General features: G+C 58.5%; 13 protein-coding genes and 1 pseudogene. 4 read left to right on the top strand and 10 right to left on the bottom strand.

Annotated elements, in window-relative coordinates:
* Positions 1 to 7 precede the first annotated feature (7 nt).
* Positions 8 to 364 carry an NADH:ubiquinone oxidoreductase gene (locus ABVN21_RS23480; RefSeq protein WP_339552475.1) on the top strand — a complete coding sequence of 119 codons (357 nt, stop codon included), beginning with the start codon at positions 8 to 10 and terminating at the stop codon, positions 362 to 364.
* Between the two features lie 4 nt (positions 365 to 368).
* Here ABVN21_RS23480 and zigA read toward each other — a convergent pair whose 3' ends face one another.
* Both zigA and ABVN21_RS23470 read right to left on the bottom strand, forming a co-directional pair.
* Positions 369 to 1,574 (bottom strand): zinc metallochaperone GTPase ZigA, encoded by a 1,206-nt coding sequence (gene zigA, locus ABVN21_RS23475; RefSeq protein WP_339552474.1) that lies wholly within the window; start codon positions 1,572 to 1,574, stop codon positions 369 to 371.
* A 247-nt stretch (positions 1,575 to 1,821) separates the two neighbouring features.
* On the bottom strand, positions 1,822 to 2,343 hold the full coding sequence (locus ABVN21_RS23470; RefSeq protein WP_020797958.1) for a DUF3617 domain-containing protein: 522 nt from the start codon (positions 2,341 to 2,343) through the stop codon (positions 1,822 to 1,824).
* A 132-nt stretch (positions 2,344 to 2,475) separates the two neighbouring features.
* Between ABVN21_RS23470 and cls the strand changes: the two genes are divergently transcribed.
* Complete coding sequence (gene cls, locus ABVN21_RS23465; RefSeq protein WP_339552473.1) at positions 2,476 to 3,915, top strand: cardiolipin synthase; 1,440 nt, start codon at positions 2,476 to 2,478, stop codon at positions 3,913 to 3,915.
* Here cls and cfaB read toward each other — a convergent pair.
* The 5 genes from cfaB to ABVN21_RS23440 all read right to left on the bottom strand — a co-directional run bounded on the left by cfaB (position 3,912) and on the right by ABVN21_RS23440 (position 11,236).
* Positions 3,912 to 5,099 (bottom strand): C17 cyclopropane fatty acid synthase CfaB, encoded by a 1,188-nt coding sequence (cfaB, locus tag ABVN21_RS23460; protein WP_339552472.1) that lies wholly within the window; start codon positions 5,097 to 5,099, stop codon positions 3,912 to 3,914. The two genes, cls and cfaB, sit on opposite strands and share 4 nt — an antisense overlap.
* Before the next feature lie 179 nt (positions 5,100 to 5,278).
* A complete protein-coding gene (locus ABVN21_RS23455) occupies positions 5,279 to 7,189 on the bottom strand; it encodes a cation-translocating P-type ATPase (protein WP_339552471.1) in 1,911 nt (636 codons plus the stop codon).
* Positions 7,186 to 8,244 carry a protease modulator HflK gene (locus ABVN21_RS23450; protein WP_339552470.1) on the bottom strand — a complete coding sequence of 353 codons (1,059 nt, stop codon included), beginning with the start codon at positions 8,242 to 8,244 and terminating at the stop codon, positions 7,186 to 7,188. Before ABVN21_RS23450 ends, ABVN21_RS23455 begins: the two co-directional genes overlap by 4 nt.
* A complete protein-coding gene (locus ABVN21_RS23445) occupies positions 8,241 to 9,281 on the bottom strand; it encodes a protease modulator HflC (RefSeq protein ID WP_339552469.1) in 1,041 nt (346 codons plus the stop codon). The genes ABVN21_RS23450 and ABVN21_RS23445 overlap by 4 nt, the downstream gene beginning before the upstream one ends.
* Positions 9,278 to 11,236, bottom strand: a complete 1,959-nt coding sequence (locus ABVN21_RS23440) for a protease modulator HflK (RefSeq protein ID WP_339552684.1) — start codon at positions 11,234 to 11,236, stop codon at positions 9,278 to 9,280. Before ABVN21_RS23440 ends, ABVN21_RS23445 begins: the two co-directional genes overlap by 4 nt.
* A 215-nt stretch (positions 11,237 to 11,451) precedes the next feature.
* Between ABVN21_RS23440 and lpdA the strand changes: the two genes are divergently transcribed.
* Positions 11,452 to 12,852: a dihydrolipoyl dehydrogenase gene (gene lpdA / locus ABVN21_RS23435; protein WP_339552468.1), complete on the top strand. Its 1,401-nt coding sequence runs from the start codon at positions 11,452 to 11,454 to the stop codon at positions 12,850 to 12,852.
* A gap of 59 nt (positions 12,853 to 12,911) precedes the next feature.
* Here the strand turns inward: lpdA and ABVN21_RS23430 are convergent, their stop codons facing one another.
* Positions 12,912 to 13,385 (bottom strand): Lrp/AsnC family transcriptional regulator, encoded by a 474-nt coding sequence (locus ABVN21_RS23430; RefSeq protein ID WP_339552467.1) that lies wholly within the window; start codon positions 13,383 to 13,385, stop codon positions 12,912 to 12,914.
* A 165-nt stretch (positions 13,386 to 13,550) separates the two neighbouring features.
* On the opposite strand from ABVN21_RS23430, the pseudogene ABVN21_RS23425 reads away from it, so the two are divergent.
* A pseudogene (locus tag ABVN21_RS23425) lies at positions 13,551 to 13,631 on the top strand (LysE family translocator); the annotation flags it as partial.
* Here the strand turns inward: ABVN21_RS23425 and ABVN21_RS23420 are convergent.
* Together ABVN21_RS23420 and ABVN21_RS23415 are read right to left on the bottom strand one after the other, a co-directional pair.
* Complete coding sequence (locus ABVN21_RS23420; protein WP_339552466.1) at positions 13,632 to 15,752, bottom strand: hypothetical protein; 2,121 nt, start codon at positions 15,750 to 15,752, stop codon at positions 13,632 to 13,634. It abuts the pseudogene before it with no gap.
* Entirely contained in the window at positions 15,739 to 16,935 is a 1,197-nt protein-coding gene (locus tag ABVN21_RS23415; RefSeq protein WP_339552465.1) for a DUF3142 domain-containing protein, read from the bottom strand. Before ABVN21_RS23415 ends, ABVN21_RS23420 begins: the two co-directional genes overlap by 14 nt.
* Positions 16,936 to 16,987: the final 52 nt, after the last annotated feature.

Here is a 16,987-nt window from a genome sequence, read left to right as displayed (position 1 = left end):
AGGAAGAATGAGGTGTATGGGACTGTCGTTGCTACTGGCGCTCGTTTCGACGCAAGCGCTGGCCCAAGCCTGCGTAGTACATAGCACAGCGGAAAGACTCGACGTAAAAGTATGCCAGCAGAACCGCAACATCCCGGAAAAACTCTTCGCTGACGGTTTCTGCCAGCCGAGCCTTGCCGGGCAGACGGTCGAGGTGCAGTACGTCGACCAGTGCCCCAGCGGCGCATTCGGCGTGTGTAGCAACGCTCAAGTCGCCAATATGCCTTACCGTCAGGATATTCACTATTACGGTATCGCCACGGACACGGCGTATTTGAAACCGTTTTGCGAAAACCAGAGCCAGGGTTCCTGGCTCAAGCCGTGAGTTGTTAGCTCGCTTCTTCATACCAAAGGCCGAACGGGTCCGGCATTAGCTGCCATCCTTCCTCGCCCAACGCCATTTCGTCATCGGTCAGCAGGCAGTTGTCGAGCTCTGCAGTCAGTTGCGCGAAGTCAATGTGCTGGCCGATAAACACCAGTTCCTGGCGACAATCACCGGTGGCAGCCACCCAGTTTTTCATGATCGCGGCGGTGCTTTCTTCGTCTTGCGGCCACTGGGATTTCGGCACGAAACGCCACCAGTGCCCGGCGAAACCGTAGCGCATCAAGCCTCCGGCCTGGGACCAATTGCCGGCGTCCGAGTGTTTGTTCGCCAACCAGAAAAATCCTTTGGAGCGTAGCAGTTTGCCGTTCACCCACGACTGATTGATGAAGCTGAAAAAGCGCTGCGGATGGAAGGGTCGGCGCGCGCGGTATGCGCTGGAGGCGATGCCGTACTCTTCGGTTTCGGGCGAATGTTCGCCGCGCATTTCCTGTAACCAGCCCGGCGCTTCGGCGGCTTTTTCGAAGTTGAATCGACCGGTGTTGAGGATCCTCCTGAGCGGCACTTCGCCCATGACCATCGGGATGATTTCAGCCTGGGCATTGAGCCGTTCGAGTATCGCGATCAGCTCTTCACGTTCACGACTGCTGATCAGGTCGATTTTGCTGATCAGGATGACGTCTGCGAATTCGATCTGCTCGATCAGCAGGTCGGTGATCGAACGTTCGTCCTCTACTCCGAGGGTTTCGCCACGGGACGCGAGGCTTTCGGCGGCCTGGTAGTCGAGCAGGAAGTTCATGCCATCGACCACGGTGACCATGGTGTCGAGCCGGGCGATGTCCGCGAGGCCCTGACCGTTCTCATCGCGGAAAGTGAAGGTTTCCGCCACGGGCAGTGGTTCTGAAATTCCTGTGGATTCGATCAATAAGTAGTCATAGCGACCGTCTCTGGCGAGCTTCCCCACCTCCACCAGCAAGTCTTCGCGCAATGTGCAGCAGATGCAGCCGTTGCTCATTTCCACGAGTTTTTCCTCAGCGCGGTTCAGGCTGACATCGCGCTGGACTTCCTCGCCGTCAATATTGATTTCACTCATGTCATTGACGATTACAGCGACCCGCAAGTCCTCGCGGTTACGCAACACGTAGTTGAGCAGCGTGCTTTTTCCAGCGCCGAGAAAGCCAGACAGAACAGTAACGGGAAGGCGATTGGGCATCAGGTATTTCCTCACTGGGGATGCCCGGTGCGGTCGTCGGGCTCGATTAGTGTTATGTTATAACTATATTGTTATACCATAACACACCGAATCAAACCCACTAACGCTATGTTCCACGTGGAACTAAAAATCAATGTTGCTTATTCCTAGAGGTTCCATGTGCGGATGTATGGCGCCGCGTTCGCAGTCAGGCTCGCGCCCCAGGATAAGTACCTAACCCGTGGGAGCGAGCCCGCCCGCGAATCTTTTAAGCTCTTGGTTTGACCGTGCCGCAGTCCTGACCCAACCAAACAGCGCGAGTATCGAGGCTACCTTTCTGCTGAATACCGGTAGCGTTGAAGGTACCGTTAACCTTGGTGGTGAACTCGCGGTCACTCAGGAACGTCGCCACACCCGCCCCTTGAGCTTTCGGGCAACTGAAGCGGAATTTCCACTGGTTGCCGGTGCGCTCGGTGATTTCCTGTTTGCAACCCGACTGCGGGTCGGTCAGCGGAATATTGTCGGACTTGACCTGCTCAGGCGTGAGACACGCCCGTATTCCCTTACCGCCCATGGTGATGCCCTGTTTTTCCAGTTGCGCACGCTGTTCAGGGGTCATCTGGCTCTGTATCTGGCCGAGGATCAGTTGCAGGTCCGGCAGGTTCTGGTCGTCGACTTTCATGTTGCTCGAGGTCAATTCCCACAAACCTGGCTGGAGCATCTGCGCCTGAGCAGCCACAGGAAGTGCTAAACCAAATGCCATGGCCAAACCCAGCAGACGAACATTCATCGTGTAACTCCTGATCAGTAGTGGCCGTTAGACGTCAGCCGTTGGCTTCGGTTCATGGGCCAATTAATTAGCGACATTCTGCCCGGAACATGGTCTTTTAAGCATTGAATCTTCAGGAGCAAGGCTGCCCCCATGGATTATTTTGGACCGCACATCTTCGGCTACACCATCGCACTTCTGCACTCTCTGGGCATGATCGCAGCGATTCATGCCGTGTTGACGGTTCGCACTGCCCAAGGCTCGATAGCCTGGGCCTTGTCGCTGTTTTTCATGCCCTACCTGACGCTCATTCCCTATCTGGTATTTGGCCGCAGTACCTTCGATGGCTACATCAAGGCTCGACGCCAGGCCAACGAGGAAATGCGCAAGGCCATCTCCGAGCTCAACTGGCGACCTTGGGTTGAAGAAGCTCTGACGGCTCGCGCCTCCACTGCTTATGCGTCCTTGCGGGCCATGCCAAAGTTGGGGCGCATGCCATGCCTGGCCAACAACGAAGTGCAATTGTTAATCAACGGCCAAGCCACCTTCGATGCCATTTTCGACGCTATCCGCCATGCCAAAGAAGCGGTGCTGATTCAGTTTTTCATCATCCACGATGATCGCCTCGGCCAGCGTCTGCATAAACTTTTGTTGGAAAAAGCCGCCGAAGGCGTGGCGATTTATCTGCTCTACGATCGAATCGGCAGCCATTCCCTACCCCACAGCTATGTACAACCTTTGCGTGATGGCGGCGTCGAGGTCAAAGCTTTCGCCACACGCAGTGGCTGGCTCAATCGTTTCCAGGTCAACTTCCGCAATCACCGCAAGATCGTGGTGGTCGACGGCATCCTCGGCTTCGTTGGCGGGCATAACGTCGGCGACGAATACATGGGTGAGAAACCCCCACTGGCACCCTGGCGCGATACCCATGTGCGAGTTCGTGGCCCAGTGGTGGCCTGCATGCAGGAGTCATTTGCCGAAGACTGGTTTTGGGCAGCCCGCTCGCTACCGCCGTTGATCCTGCCGGAGGTCTACCCGGAAGACGGCGTGCTTTGCCAATTGCTCGCCAGTGGCCCGGCAGATTCCTACGAGACCTGTTCGTTATTCTTCGTCGAAGCCATCCACGCAGCGACGGAACGGGTATGGATCACCACTCCGTATTTTATTCCCGATGAAGCCGTTCTCGCTGCACTGCGGCTCGCGGTTCTGCGCGGGGTGGATGTGCGGATTCTGCTGCCCTCTCGGCCTGATCACAGAATCGTCTACGCTGCCTCCAGCCTGTACGCCTTCGACGCCGTGCGCGCCGGGGTGAGGGTGTTCCGTTACAACCCCGGATTTCTGCATCAGAAAGTCGTGTTGATCGACAGCGAGATCAGCGCGATCGGCAGCGCCAATATGGACAACCGCTCATTCCGCCTGAATTTTGAGGTGATGTTGCTGACGGTCGACAGCGCGTTTGCCGCCGAAGTGGCGCAGATGCTCAACAATGACTTCGACCAGGCTCACGAAATCGCCAAGGAAGAAGGCCGGGAGACCGCACGCCTGCAACAGGTGGGCATGCGAGTCGCCCGGCTTATTTCGCCGATTCTTTAAGGCGTGTAGATGTCGTCGCGGGTCCATGGCAGTTCATGGCTGCCATCGGCGTGAGCTTTCACTGCGAGAATCTGGTGCAAGTTGATCCAGCCCCTGGCAAACGCATAAGCACAACCGGCGAGGTAGAGGCGCCAGATGCGCAACGCTTGTTCCGGTACCAATTTAGAAGCGGCGTCGAGGTTATCCTCCAGTCGTTCGCTCCAATGATCCAGGGTGCGTGCGTAATGAAGGCGCAGACTCTCCACATCGACGATCTCAAGCCCTGCTTCGCTAATCTCGGCAGAGATCATCGACAGGTGCGGCAGCTCGCCGTTGGGGAATACGTACTTCTCGATGAAATCGCCAGCACCGCGACCTACTGGACGGCCATCGGTGTGCTTGGCGGTGATCCCGTGATTCATCACCAGGCCACCCTCTTTCACCGCGCCGAACAGCGTTTTGCAGTACTCAGCCAGATTAGCGTGGCCGACGTGTTCGAACATGCCGACACTGACCACTTTGTCGAAGCGACCGTCTTGAGGCAGGTCCCGATAGTCGAGCAACTGCAGCTCAACCAAGTCCTCCAGGCCCTCTGCTTTAACCCGTTCCCGGGCCAAGTCCAATTGCTCCTTACTAAGAGTGATGCCGAAAACCTTCGCGCCGAACTCGCGCGCCGCGTAGCGCGCCAACCCACCCCAACCGCAGCCTACATCCAGCAAATATTCGCCCGGTTGCAGGCGCAGCTTGCGACACAAATGGCGGAATTTAGCCTGTTGGGCTTGTTCAAGGCTTTCACTGCCGGTCTCGAAATAGGCGCAGGAATACGCCATGTCACTGTCGAGCCACAGCTGATAGAACGAATTGGAGAGGTCGTAGTGGTAAGAGATCGCCTTGGCGTCGGTCTCCTTGTCGTGAACGGTACGCACTGGCTGGTTGTCGCCGTCTTCCTTGAGCAACGCCTGGCTCCATTCATCGCAGACGCGGATCACGTCGCTGATGGAACCTTCGAGCTCCAGTTTGCCTTCGACAAACGCCGCACCGAGCGCATCCAGGCTTGGATGGGTGAACTGGGTAACCATTTGTGGGTCCTTGACCACAATCGTAACGCTGGGCGTCGGCCCCAGATTAAATTCATGGCCGTCCCAGAGTCGCAGGCGTAGCGGTAACTGCAGATTCTGTAAGGCCGGTGGAAGTTGCGCGAGCATGGAAAATCCCCCTTGTTTCAGACGTCTGAGGAGAGGTTAGACCATCCTGGAAAAATAGCTGACTATCGAATTAATAGCGTCTTTCTATAAGTCCAAGGGTGTTCCAAATTCACAGAAGTGACCGCTGTTACCCTAGATGACTGCAATAGCAGCGCACAGTTCTATAAATGTAGGTCCTGTCAAAACTCGTCGTTGAGCTTGAGTAGCGGCTCTTGAAACCGCAGCAGGCGGCCGGCGTTACCCAGCACCAGCAATGTGCTGAGGTTATGCAATAACGCCGCAATCATCGCCCCTGCCGCACCGAGCCAGCCGAACGCGGCGAATGCAACAATCGCCAGTGTCCAGCCCAGACCGATGATGACGTTGATCTGCAAGGTCCGCCGACATTGACGGCTCAACCGCACACACGTCCCGAGACGGCGCAGGTCGCTGCCAATGAGCACGATGTCCGCCGAGGCGAGCGCAATGTCCGCCCCGCCGGCGCCCATGGCCACGCCGACCACCCCGGCCTTAAGCGCCAGAGAATCATTGATGCCGTCGCCCACCACCATAGGACGAAAGCCGTTACCGATTTCTTTCAGCACGCGATTGAGCTTGTCCTCGGGCAACGCCTGAGCCTCGACATCGCTGATCCCGACATCACGTGCGAGTGTATGCGCGACACTTCGTCGGTCCCCTGTGAGCAACAGCTGGCGGTTCAATCCGAGCTCACGCAACTCACTCAAGGCGAATCTGGCTTCCGGTTTGACACTGTCCGCCAGCAACAGCCAAGCGAGGAATTCGCCGTTGAGCGCGAGGCCGGCAATGGGCCCATCGTGGTCAGGAACGGCTGAAGTGGGGATGTTCAACTGGGCGAACAACTCAGGTCCTCCAAGCGCAGCCTCGCCCTGCTCGGTCATCGCGACCACGCCCAGGCCCTGACGCTCATGAATGTCCGTGAGCAGCAAAAAATGCTCCTGCGTCACCAACTCCGCCAACGCTCGGCTGACCGGATGACTGCTGGCAGAGCCAAGACTGGCGGCGAGTTTCATCACATGACTGCGATCTTCCAACGGGCTCTCGATGGATTGCAGGCGCAAAGTGCCGAAGGTCAGGGTTCCGGTCTTGTCGACCACCAGTGAGGTCAGGTCAGCCAATTCCTCAAGAAACGCCGAACTGCGAATCAGAATGCCGTGCCGCGCCGCCACGGCCACCCCGGCAATCGCCGTGGCCGGTGCGGACAGCACCAACGCACAAGGACACGCCGCCACCAACACCGCGAGCATGGCTTGCGCGTCGTTGGTGACGAACCAGGTCACCGCGGCCAGCAGCAACACCAGCACCATGTAGCTACCCGCGTAGCGTTCGAGCAACCGGGTGATTGGCGGCTTGGAGCGCTCGGCGTTTTGCATCAGGGCGATGACTTTGCCGAGGGTCGACTCACGACCGGTGCGCGTAACCTCGATACGCAGCAGGCCGTCAAGGTTGATGGCGCCACCGAACACTGGCATACCGACTACCGCCTCCAACGGCACTGATTCACCGGTAATGGACGCTGTGTCCAGGCTCGCCTGACCGGACAACACGCGACCATCCGCCGGCACACGATCACCGGCGCGCACCTCCACCCGGTCGCCAGCCATGAGCGTTCCGTTGTCGACTTCGACGATGGAGCCGTCCGCCTGGATCTTTCGTGCCTGGCTGCGTGTCAATTTGCCGAGCGCGCGAATGGCCTCCTGCGAACCGATCACACTGCGTTCTTCCAACACGTGGCCGAAGATCATGATGATAGGCAGCAACGCCGCCGTGAGCAGATCGCCGGTCGCCCAGGCACCGAGCATCGCCAGGGCGATCAACTGATCGGTGATGCCATGCAGGCTTGGATACCGCAGGCTGTACCAAGCCGAACGCATCACTGGCACGGCCACCAACAAGGACGCAAAACCCAGCAGCATTTGACTGACACTCATCTGCTCCGCAGACAACCAGCGCCATACAAGACCGAGTGCGAGCAATCCTAGCGCAAGCATGGCCAAGGTCAGTTCACGGGCAGCACGGCGTTGTTCGGCCGACGACAACAGGCTCGGTGCAACGGTGGTTTGCGTGGTCATTGGGCAGCTCCCTGAATGATCAGGCGGGAATCGTCTTTCGGATCAACCGTGGTCACCGAGCCGGCCTGGCCGAGAATTTTCGGCATCCGTTCACGGTAGATGCGCAGCAACATTTGCGGATCAGTGCCTTGTTGTTGCGCTTTGGCCAGACTCAATACCGTGGCGGTATCCGCCGAGGCTTTCGCCAGCCGTTCGCTCGCTTGGGCATGGGCAACTTGCACTGTGCGGTCGGCTTGCTCGTTGGCGTTCTGGCTCAGTTTCTCGGCTTCAGTACGCGCGTTGGCCACAGCTTTATCCGCTTGCTGACTGGCGGTCAGAACGGCGTTAAAGGCGTTCACTGCCGGGCCGGGCAAACTTGATTGCACATCGACCCGAGCCACTTCAATCCCAAGTCCCTGCCCTGTCGCCGCCAGTTCGGATAGCCGTTGGTTAATGCCTTGCGCCAAATCACCACGCAGACGTTCCCGTCGTTCGGCGGCGTTATTATCCGCGCCGATCAGTTCCGGTCGTGCGACCAGAATAGTGTCGAGGTCCCGTGCAGCAGTCAGTGCCACGGCGCTTCGGGTGACGAGTCGATCCAGCGCCGGCAGCACGTGTTCGCCTTGGAGCACAAACGCGTACGGCTCAGTGACTTTGTAGAAAACACGCACATCCAGCTGCACCACTCCGGCATCGCCGGTCAGCAGATAACCGGAGCCCGCCAGTGCATCACTGATTGGCGTGGCGAAACCGGCCACGCGATCGGCTTGTAATGCGGCATCACTGCGCAGCAGATTTTCCACTCGACGTTCAATTACCCGATCTGCCGCCGGCAACAAAATCACCTGCTCAAACGGTCGCGGCCACGCCAGCAACAACCCGGCATTTTGAATGCGATCCAGCGCGCCGAAATGCAAAACCACTGCGCGATTTTGAGGCTCGATTTGCCGTACGTTGGAGAACGCCCAAACCAAAGCGGCCAATACCGTAACCGCGTACAGCGCTAGAAACGCCAAGCGTCCGGCCTGAATCCATGGACTGCTCAAATCATTTGTTCCACGTGGAACCAGACTCATGGCTGCGATCCGGGCTTATTTTCCAGACTTGGTGGACCGTCCACCAACACCCGGAATGGCGCGGCATCGGTGCGCAGAATCATTTTCGTACCCGGCGTGACAATCGTGCCCAAGGTGTCGAGGGAACGGAGCAAGTTGTAGAGCTGCGGCGAACCGGCATAAGCGCGACCATAAATCTGCGCGGCTTCGACTCGGGATTGCGCTTCGATTTCAGCCGATTTCACCGTGGCATCGGCTTGCACGATCCGCGCATCACGTTCTGCCGCGGAACGAATTTGCGCGGCTTCGCGTTTGCCAATGGCGGTGCGTTCGGTGGCGATGGTTTCACGCTCGGCGCGCATTCGATCAACCGTTGCCGTGAGGGTGACCGAAGGCAAGGTCAAACGCTCAATGCCCACTTGCAGCACGCGCACACCATAAGTCGTGAGCAATTGCTGATCGATTTGCTGACGCAGTTGCGCTTCGAAATCTGCGATGTGCACCTGACTGGCGTCGGTGTTCACCAGGTTGGCCAGGTCGAAACTGCTGGCCGTGGTCTCGAGCGCCGAGCCGATAAACGTGCGAATTTGTCGCGCCGCTTCATCCGGCTGATTCTGCACGGCGCGCATGAAGCGCTGGACGTTGTCCGGATCGCCCTGCACCTGCCAGGCAACATACGCCTGGACGATGATGCGCAACCCGTCCCGCGTGCCCACATCCTGCAAACCGCTGGACGTGGTGCGCAGCCGCAGATCCACCGGGATCGCCGCTTCGAACGGTGCCGGCCAGCGCCAACCCAGGCCCGGTTCCAGCAAAACGCGTGATGGGTTGCCGAAGCGCGTGATCACCGTGGCTTCGCCCGAACGCACTTGCACAAGGCTCGCGGCTGCCACCGCAAACGCCACCAGCAAAACCGCCCATCCCATACGTCGCCAAGGGAATGGGCCGGCCTCTAGCGGATCGCCGTGATGATGGTGATGGCCGTGGTGGTGATGCCCACCATGACCATGATCGTGGTCACTGTGGTCATCGTGATCGTGGGTAGATAGCTGGCTCAATGGGCGGCTCCAGGCTGAGCGGTTTGACGGGACGGCGCAGGGTCAACCGGAAACGTGAATGTACGGAGGTCGATGGTCGGCGCATTGCTGCTGCCACCGAGACGGTGATCGAGCACCAGCAACCTGGCATTGGCCAGGCCTTGGGAAAGTTGACTGAGGTATTGCTCCAGCACAAAAGCCTGCCCGGCGCTGGCATAAGCTTTTTGTTCGGCGTTGAATTTGAGCGCTGCCGCTTGTGCGTTTGCATTGATTTCATGGGCGCTAGCGGTGGCTTGATCCTGTGCAACGCTGGCCTGCAATTGCGCCTGGTTGGTCACTTGGGCAGCGGCGCCGCGCTCACGGGAAATCAACGCTTGCGCGCCGATCTGCGCCGCTTGTACACCGTGATAAGCATTGGCTGCACCTGCCGGTGGATGAATCGCTTCAATCACCGTGGCGAGAATTTCCACGCCGCTGTCGAGGGTGTTCAGATCGGCCTGAACAGCCCGGCCGATCTCTTCAGCGAGCCCTACCCTGTCCTCGCCGAGCAAACCGTCGAGGGTTCGCGAAGCAAAGTCGTGCACCAGAATTCGGCTGGCTGTGCTGCGGATCAGCGTAGGCACGTCGGCGCTGTTGTAGGTCGCGGCCAACGCGGCCTGATCGCTGAGGCCGATGCGATAGACGAAGCGCACATCCATGTTGACGATCTGAAAGCTCTGCTTGTCGGCACGGCTGCTGGCGATCACTTGGGACTTGTCGTTCCCGTGGCTCGCGTCCCACAACCGATTGGCGGTGATCGGCGCCGGGCCTTCCGCAGGATCGAGCTGCGCGGGTGCCGACATTTCACCAACGCTGGTGGTCAACTCATGAACTACGCCGTTCTCGACGCTGAGTACCCGACCCAATGGCCACGGTAGACCGGCGTGCAAACCCGGGCCGAGCACCGCCACGGGTTTGCCAAAGCGTTCGTAGATGCCGCGCCCTTGCAGCGGAATTTCGTGCATTCCGGTCAGTGCCCAACCAACGATCGCGACAACGCCCAGCACCGGTAAAAACGCCCGGCGCATGTAAGTAAAAGCCCAGATCTGCCGCAGGTCGATACCGAAGTGATTGTGCAATTCGTGCTGCAACGCGAGTAGCGGTTGCGGCGGCCAGCGCAAGGTATCGGCGACAAAACTGCGCGCGAGCAAGGCCGGTTCCATTTGTTCTTGGCGAGGGCTGAACAAAGACAGCACCGCACGCAGTAACAACTCGACCGCGACGAGTCCGGGCAGCAGGCCGATCAACACGGCTAAACGCACAGGCCAGACCGAGGTTTCATTGCCAAACAACAGGCACAACGCGCCGAGCGCCAAGCTGATGATGGCGACCCGCGTCAATTGCGCCAACGCTGCGGCTTCGGGCCATTGCGCGGTGTTTTCCTGGGCCAGTTGTCGCTCCAGCACCAACAAACCGAATGCAAGCAATAACGCGAAAGACGCGCCAACAGTCGCCGACAAACCCAGCGCAGCGGGCGTTAAAGCAGGATTCCAAGCCTGATCGACGCACAGCAGGGCCAACAACGCCCAGCCGCCCAACCACAACGTAGGAGCCCCTATCTGCCTGAGCATTCTGCGCCAGCGCTGGACGAGCCGATCCAGCAACCGTTCATACCAGCCGACCGGGGCTTCAATTTCTTCAGCCATGTCCACCGGCATCACGGGATTTATTGCTCGCGCACGCCATTTCGTCACCCACCAGGCGGATTGCAGGCCACCGACCACCACCAGCAACCCGGCGCTCTGATTGAACAGCAAGGCAGGCAAAAGTGATTGCGGAGCAAACAGGCCGACAAAAAAACCCGATACCAGCCCCAACGCCGCCAGCGCACCCAAGACAATGGCCAACCGGAGCAACCGTCGCCCTTGGAAAACCGCCTGCTGGAACCGCGGCAGCGCGGATACCTCGGTTCCATCAACATCGAGATCGACTTGCATACCACCCCGGCACTTAACTTCGCTCACATCGCAATTCGTTACGATATAACGCAAACAATGAAATTTTCGTATTCAATGCGCTATCTAAAAACGCCCAACCTGTCGCTTGGCTGAAGCCTTGACCGAAATACGCGGAAACCTACATATTACGCTCGTAATTTTAGCCAAAGACTACTTTTACCCCTTCCGATCCTCTTCAATCCAGGAGTCAATCCATGAGCACTTATGACGTCGTGATACTCGGCGGTGGCCCCGGTGGTTACAACGCAGCGATCCGTGCCGGCCAATTGGGTTTGAAAGCGGCCTGTGTAGAAGGACGCGCCACCCTCGGCGGCACCTGTCTGAACGTCGGCTGCATGCCGTCCAAAGCATTGCTGCACGCCTCCGAACTTTACGATGCGGCCATGGGTGCGGAATTCGCTAACCTGGGGATCGAGGTCAAACCCACGCTCAACCTCGCGCAAATGATGAAACAGAAAGATGAAAGCGTGACCGGGCTGACCAAGGGCATCGAGTTTCTGTTTCGCAAAAACAAAGTCGACTGGATCAAGGGTTGGGGTCATATCGACGGGCTAGGCAAAGTCACGGTGACGGACGACGCCGGTGGCAAGACCGAACTCAACGCCAAGGACATCATCATCGCAACGGGTTCCGAACCCACTCCCCTGCCCGGCGTGGACATCGATAACCAGCGCATCCTTGACTCCACCGGCGCACTATCGCTGACGGAAGTCCCCAAACATCTGGTGGTGATTGGTGCAGGCGTGATCGGACTGGAGCTGGGCTCGGTGTGGCGACGCCTTGGCGCACAAGTGACGGTGGTCGAGTTTCTCGATCGCATCTGCCCCGGTGTGGACGGTGAAGCAGGCAAAACCCTCCAGCGCTCGCTAGCCAAGCAAGGCATCAGCTTCAAGCTGAGTTCGAAAGTGACCAGCGCCACCACCTCCACCACCGGCGTCCAGCTCAGCGTGGAGCCCGCTGCGGGTGGTGCCGCCGAAATACTCGAAGCCGATTACGTGCTGGTGGCCATCGGACGTCGACCTTATACACAGGGCCTGGGGCTGGAGAACGTCGACCTCGCCACCGACAAACGCGGCATGCTCGCCAACAAGGGTCACCGCACCGAAGCCTCCGGTGTCTGGGTAATCGGCGACGTAACGTCGGGCCCCATGCTCGCCCACAAGGCGGAAGACGAAGCCATGGCCTGCGTCGAGCAGATCGTCGGCAAGGCTGGCGAGGTCAATTACGATCTGATTCCCAACGTGATCTACACCAAACCCGAGCTGGCCAGCGTCGGCAAGACCGAAGAACAACTGAAGGCCGAGGGTCGCGCATTCAAAGTCGGCAAATTCCCATTCACCGCCAACAGCCGGGCGAAGATCAATCACGAAACAGAAGGCTTCGCCAAAGTGCTGGCCGATGAACGCACTGACGAAATCCTCGGCGTGCATCTGGTGGGCCCGAGCGTCAGTGAAATGATTGGCGAATATTGCGTGGCGATGGAATTCAGTGCTTCCGCCGAGGACATTGCCCTGACCTGCCACCCACACCCAACCCGCTCCGAGGCCTTGCGCCAGGCGGCGATGAACGTAGAGGGGATGGCGACGCAGATGTAATAAAAATCAAAAGACCACAGCCTTCGGCAGCGCCTGCAAGGCTGCGGTCTTTTCGACTTTCAGCTTGGCAAGTGCCCCAAAGGCAACGCCCCCGGCGTCTTCACGGTGTGAATGGCAAAGTTGCTGCGGATATCGCTCACTCCGGGCAGCTTCAACAAGCATCCCGTGAGAAAACGGTCGTAGGCGCGTAGATCCGGCACCACCACCTGCAAAAGAAAATCCGATTCCCCTGATACCAGAAACGCCGAAATCACCTCTGGCAACGCCGTTACGGCCAAACGAAAAGATTCTGCCTGCTCATCGTTGTGGCGTTCCACCTTGACCCCGACAAATACGGTCAATCCCAGCCCGACCTCATCGCGATCCAGATTGGCCTGATAGCCACGAATCACCCCGGCGTCTTCAAGCATCCGTACCCGACGCAAACAGGGTGAAGCCGACAGTCCGATTTGCTCTGCCAGTTGCACATTGCTCAGGCGTCCGTCCCGTTGCAGCGCGGCCAGAATTTTCCGGTCGTAGGCATCCAGTTTCATGGTTTGGCAGATCCCGTTAGTCCAGCGTTCGATTAGTAGCAGGTTATGCCAACTATCCTCGTATTAGAAGCAAACAACGCAAGCCCCCCTGCGTTGGCGCAATAGACTGGTCATACCAAATCGACAACGAACGGGGTGCAACATGGCTGGACTGTGGCTGTTTTTGCGCAACGCCTGCAGCAGTGGCTATTTGGCAGCTTGTTAATCGGTTTTGCCGTTCGCCTGACCTTTGTTGAACAGGCCTGATTACACCAATTTTTTGCGCTTGCGACGATGAATCAGTAGCAACGCCAAGCCCGCTACCCCAATCACGGTGCCGTACTGCAACGGCTTCTTGTAAGGACGAAGTGCCGATCGGACGGGAGCTACAGCTTGTGTCACGTAACGCTTGTCAGCATTCTGGAAATCCGGGGACGGGCATCGCTCACCAAAGGACGATGCCCAATCCACGTACGGTCCCTGTTTGACGTAACGCTGGTAAAAAGCGCCCTTTTCTTGCGCGCCGCCATTCCATCCCGCCGCCGCACACAGTACCGCCGCAAAAGCCTGGCTGGTGTGGGGCAAGTTGTCGGCAACGTGGCTGGCCAATGCGTTTGCGACGTATCGGTAGTGGTAACGCTGATCGGGTTGAGCCGCGCTGGCCTGCTGACGTTTGACTTCCTCTTCAGCCACTAATGGCCCGACCTGGAGTTCGCTACTTTCGAGACTGTAATTTCCCCCAAAAGTCGCGTAATCCGGGGCCATCTCGTAACCCAACAGCTCCATTCCGTCGAAACGGGCCACTTGGGCAGCATAGAAATAAGCAAAAGCGCGCTTGGTCGGCCACCATTTGGTTTCTGCATCGTGGCGTAGCTGCCCGTACCACGTAGCCTTGTGTTGTAACTGATCGTTGTCGAAATACGCTGGAGCCTCGTCGTATCGACCTTCGCGCAACAAGCGCCGCCCGAGCAAGTTGCGTAGCTTGGCAGCGACCGGTAACGGCACATAGTTATCGCGATCCTGCTGAGTCAGTGACGGCGGCGACGGCACTTGGGTGTCGACGTAATGCTTGAGCTCATCGACGGTCAACACACGCTCGGCGACCGTTGCGGCATCGAACCAGTAAATGTCGTTGCTGCGATACAGCTGATCAAAAGCTTGCAGGTAATCGCCGCGTTGCAGGGCCAGGATCGCGCTTTCACCTTCGACCCGACACTTGGGCTGCAGCGTTTCGTAATCGTAGTCCGGCGTTCTCCGATCGCCCCAGGATTCACTCTGCGGGAAGGCCTGAGCCGCCTTCGCATAAGCGGCCGTCGCAGCACTTTTATCGCCGTCGCGCATGGCCAGTTTGGCCCGCAGCCACCACGCCAGACCGCCATCCCCAGCATGTTCGAGGAAAGCCTTGGCACTGGCGTAATCACCCTGTTGATAATTCATCGCTGCCAGTCGATCTGCATTATCGAGGCTACCGCGCGTGCTGCTTTGCAGGCGTTTGATCAACTTCTGTTCATTCGACGGTTGATCACCGAATGACCAACCGAGTCGACTGATCAACGACGCGGTGACCAATTGCTGTACCTGCTTGCCTTTGAGCAACTCGCGCAGTTGATCCTCTGGCATCGCCGCCAGTTCGGTCATCAACAGCTTCAGCGAGGAGTAACCCACCGCCGAACCATGAATGTTCTGCGTGGCGTAGAGCTCAATCGCGCTGTTCCAGTCACCCTCGGTACGGGCAGCGCGAGCCTCTTCACCGAGACTGGCAACACCCAGTTCAAGCGGATCGCTGAAACCGTCGAGACTCAATTGACGTGTTTGCTCGAAGGCCTTGCGTGACTGCGCCAGCAGGTCGGGAGCCGCGCCCGCCTCCGCACTCATGGCGAACAACGACCGGCCCATCGAGTACGCGGCCCAGGTGCTGCGCGACCGGCGTTGTTCGGCCGGTAGTGCCAGCACTTTCTGGAAGTATTCTGCCGCCAGTGCGTAATCACCGGAGCGGAACCCCACGGCTCCGGCCAGGTAAAGATTTAGCTCGGCAGGCAAACTTGCGCCCTGCACTTCAACCAGACGCGCATCGGTCAGACCACGCAACTGTTTCACCTGTGCTTGCTGATCCGCCGTCAAACCGGCCTGCTCGGCCTCGTCCCGTTGCGTCACATATTCGGACGCTTCCCTGCTGTAAGCGCCTGACGAGACATTCTTCAAACCAGCAATCGCGTGGCCGAGACGGCTGACCTCGAAACTGAAATTGCCTTCCGGCAGTTCCGCCAGCGATTGGCCACGGTTGTCCAACAGCCGGATGGGGAAATCCGGCCCGCAGGCCACCGCCGAACCCAGCGGCAGGCTGAGGCTCAGGCAAAGAAAATGACGCGGCCAGTTACGGGTAAACATTTGACGCTCCTTGATCAATTTTTTCGCAGCGGGCCCAACCGATGGCACGCTGCGCACCGGCCGCTATCCTGCCATCGCGTTGGCGGGTGAAGGTAAGCAGACCCGGTTGCTGTTGCAATGCATAACCGGCCAGCGCATCGGCACCTTCACAACCCTGCACTACCAGGGTCAGGCGCTTGGGCCAGGCACTGTCGAGGTTGCCCTCGTTCCTGATGGCGATGTCATAGAGGTCGCCCTGCGACGAGAGTTTCAGCGCCAACCGGCTATGCAACACATCACCACGAGCCACCGCGCGCAATGTTGTCAGGCTCCAGGCTCTACGGTCATTGGACAGTGGCAGGCGAAACCAGATCAGCCCGGCCAGGTGAGCTGGCGGATCGTTGCGCAACTCTTTTCCGAGTTTGCTTAACTGCTGCGGGTCGGCCAGTAGTTCCCGGCGCTCGCCACCACGGTCGAGCACCACTTCGCTTTCCACAATCGGCGCTCCGCTGGCGCCTGGCAACAACGCCACGCCATAGGCGGGCAGTGCCAGATAGAAAGGTTTCGTTGTAATGCGGCTCCAGGCCTCGGCCCATCGCTGAGCCTGATGCGCATCAAACAAACCGCGACGCGGATCGTTCACCGCATGCACCTGTAACACGCTGCTATCGACTGTGGATAACAACGCAGGCAATTCCGAACTGTCGAGCCAGGCCGGTAAAGCAGTAATGCTCAACGGCAAAGTGGAGGGTAAAAGCACGCGCAAGTGCGTGAGAAATTCGCGATAGGCAGTGAGCCGAGCGTTACCCGCATCGTGGTCGATTTCTACACCGGCGAGGGTCAGTCCTTGTGCCTGCCAATCGCTGATCACCTGCTGAATCTGTACCGTCACTTCGTCTTTATTCAGCAATGGCAGCTGACCATCAAGGCGAATCACCGCAATCAGCGGCCGCCCATCACGCTTGAGCAGCAGAGGATCAATTCTCGCCCGACTCCAACCCGCTTGCGGGAAAGCCTGTAACGCCAGCACACGCAGGGTCGAAAAGTCTGCACGACTATCCCTCAGCGCGGCGTCATGGCCTGGCGTCCACTGTCGCTGCCAGATGTAGAGTTGTTGATCGAGCGCTGGCCCGTCCTGTCGCTCGCAACCATTGAGCAGCACAAGAGCCGACAACGAAACGATCAATCGGGTGAAAGAAACCATTCTGAAAACGCCTGTCCCTGAAATGCAGAAAGGGCCTTTTAAGGCCCTTTTT

The organism is Pseudomonas sp. MYb327 (assembly GCF_040438925.1).
In the GTDB taxonomy this organism is placed as follows: domain Bacteria; phylum Pseudomonadota; class Gammaproteobacteria; order Pseudomonadales; family Pseudomonadaceae; genus Aquipseudomonas.
Note: the sequence above shows the minus strand (reverse complement) of the source record. Positions and strands in the feature narration are given on the sequence as shown.

Bases quoted from the DNA above. Each gene is read 5' to 3' on its own strand.
- ABVN21_RS23455 (WP_339552471.1), bottom strand. From the start codon at position 7,189: ATGACCACGCAAACCACCGTTGCACCGAGCCTGTTGTCGTCGGCCGAA.
- ABVN21_RS23470 (WP_020797958.1), bottom strand. From the start codon at position 2,343: ATGAATGTTCGTCTGCTGGGTTTGGCCATGGCATTTGGTTTAGCACTT.
- lpdA (WP_339552468.1), top strand. From the start codon at position 11,452: ATGAGCACTTATGACGTCGTGATACTCGGCGGTGGCCCCGGTGGTTAC.
- cfaB (WP_339552472.1), bottom strand. From the start codon at position 5,099: ATGCTCGCGCAACTTCCACCGGCCTTACAGAATCTGCAGTTACCGCTA.
- ABVN21_RS23415 (WP_339552465.1), bottom strand. From the start codon at position 16,935: ATGGTTTCTTTCACCCGATTGATCGTTTCGTTGTCGGCTCTTGTGCTG.
- ABVN21_RS23450 (WP_339552470.1), bottom strand. From the start codon at position 8,244: ATGAGTCTGGTTCCACGTGGAACAAATGATTTGAGCAGTCCATGGATT.
- ABVN21_RS23430 (WP_339552467.1), bottom strand. From the start codon at position 13,385: ATGAAACTGGATGCCTACGACCGGAAAATTCTGGCCGCGCTGCAACGG.
- ABVN21_RS23440 (WP_339552684.1), bottom strand. From the start codon at position 11,236: ATGCAAGTCGATCTCGATGTTGATGGAACCGAGGTATCCGCGCTGCCG.
- ABVN21_RS23480 (WP_339552475.1), top strand. From the start codon at position 8: ATGAGGTGTATGGGACTGTCGTTGCTACTGGCGCTCGTTTCGACGCAA.
- zigA (WP_339552474.1), bottom strand. From the start codon at position 1,574: ATGCCCAATCGCCTTCCCGTTACTGTTCTGTCTGGCTTTCTCGGCGCT.
- ABVN21_RS23420 (WP_339552466.1), bottom strand. From the start codon at position 15,752: ATGTTTACCCGTAACTGGCCGCGTCATTTTCTTTGCCTGAGCCTCAGC.
- cls (WP_339552473.1), top strand. From the start codon at position 2,476: ATGGATTATTTTGGACCGCACATCTTCGGCTACACCATCGCACTTCTG.